Origin of the sequence: Rhodococcus sp. (in: high G+C Gram-positive bacteria), assembly GCF_049591685.1 — a bacterium.
In the GTDB taxonomy this organism is placed as follows: domain Bacteria; phylum Actinomycetota; class Actinomycetes; order Mycobacteriales; family Mycobacteriaceae; genus Rhodococcoides.
The window spans coordinates 1-1,703 of the sequence record NZ_JBAWFH010000199.1; the positions used below are offsets into that span (position 1 = coordinate 1).

General features: G+C 63.7%; 2 protein-coding genes. One reads left to right on the forward strand and one right to left on the reverse strand.

The features are described 5' to 3' along the window. The first annotated feature begins 340 nt into the window (after positions 1-340). Entirely contained in the window at positions 341-1,411 is a 1,071-nt protein-coding gene (locus WBQ44_RS08575) for a site-specific integrase (protein ID WP_495566284.1), read from the forward strand. 144 nt (positions 1,412-1,555) lie between these two features. Here the strand turns inward: WBQ44_RS08575 and WBQ44_RS08580 are convergent. Then, positions 1,556-1,703 (reverse strand): WhiB family transcriptional regulator (locus WBQ44_RS08580; protein WP_495566285.1); only part of this gene is annotated, 148 nt, incomplete at its 5' end.

Sequence of the window (1,703 nt, forward strand, 5' to 3'; positions counted from 1 at the left end):
AATTTTCAAGCCGCGTAGTGCGTTTCGGAGATTTGACTCCCAATGACTTGTACTGGGAGTCGAGTCTGCGGCTCATACCGTCCTGACCTGTGCAGACGGACACTGTGAATGTATCTCCATGCAGTCAACGGACGGTTGTGGACCCGTAACTCATCACTTACTCATCTTTTTGGCCGAAAGAGATGGGTGCCGTTGGGTTCTTCGGGCAGTTCAGCGCGCCGTTCAGGGAACATGGATTCGCTGGTGCCTAGGGTGAGTTCGTGCCCGAAGCATTCGACGTGATCGACCTGGCGACTTGGATCAGGGGTGAGAGTGAGCCTGGTGGTGACGAGGAGAAGCGCTGGTCCGCGCCCCAGCGGGGGGTAAGTCCCGGTCTGACGGAACGCGGCGCACCTACGCCGCCTGGTGGCGACGCTTCACTAGCTGGTGCGAGCGGGAGGGCCATATCGCATTGCCGGCGCACCCGGTCACCGTCGCCGCCTATCTCGTCGACGCGGCCGACACCCGCACCGAGGCGGGGGAGCGGGCCTACGCCGTTGCCACCTTCGGTACTTGGATCGCCGCGATCAACCATCAGCACCGCACCACCGGGCACCTGTCCCCGTCGGCACATGAGCTCGTGACCGCGACGATGTCGGGGATCCGGCGGGAGTACGCCGCCGCAGGGGACCGCGCCCGCACCCCACGTGATCCGCTGCTGGTCGACGACGTCAAGGTCCTGGTCTGGACGGCGCGGGATCGCGGCCGGGGTTGGGCGGACGAGGTGCTCGAGCGCCGATATTCGGCGATCCTGTTGCTGGGGTTCGCCGGCGCCTTCCGGCGTAGTGAGTTGTCGGAATTGGTATGCGGCGACATCGTCGTACACCGGCAGGACGGTTTGCACGTGCGACTGCGGAAGTCGAAGACCGACCAAGAGGGCAGAGGAGCAGTGAAAGCGCTGCCGTACAGCGAGTCCCACGAGACCTGCCCACCCTGCGCGTACGCCCGTTGGGTCCAGGTCGTTGCCGCGTTCGATGTCGGCGGCCGACCCGCAGTAATTCGCCTGCTCCGCAAACCGGAGTCGTTTCGCGGGCATATCTGCCGCGGGGGAGTGCCCCGTACCGCAGCCCGGTCACCGTTGTTCCGCGCTGTTGCCAAGAACGGCAACCTCGGCGCCACCCCGCTGTCCGGGGCCGCCATCCACCAAACCATTCGACGCCGTGCCGAACACGCTGGCTACGACCACGCCGCCCTCGCCAAGCTCGGCGGGCATTCTCTGCGCGCTGGGTTCGTCACCCAGGGCACCCGCAACGGTGCTGACGGTGCCGCCATCGCTCGCCAGACCGGCCATGCCAGCCGCGATTCCGTGGAGGTCTACCGCCACGAACATGCGCCTCTCGTTGGAAACGCGGTCAACGAGATCGGTTTGTAGGCCCGTGCGCTATTGCACTTCTGGTTCACAAGGGGTATTCCGGCGATCGCAAGCCCTGGCGAACCTATTGAGATTCGCCCGGAATTGGGGCAAACCGTCGGACCACTAGGTTGGCACCGATCATCGGTACAGTAGCAACTTAACTCAAGATGCAATCGCACGGGACCATGCAGTCACCGGCTCCGAACGTGGTGCTAGCTTTCGCCGCTCGGCACTTGTGAACCCGCCCCATATTCCGTAATTTTCTCGACATTCGAGCGAATATTGTAGGCACCGTTCAACAACATGGCAC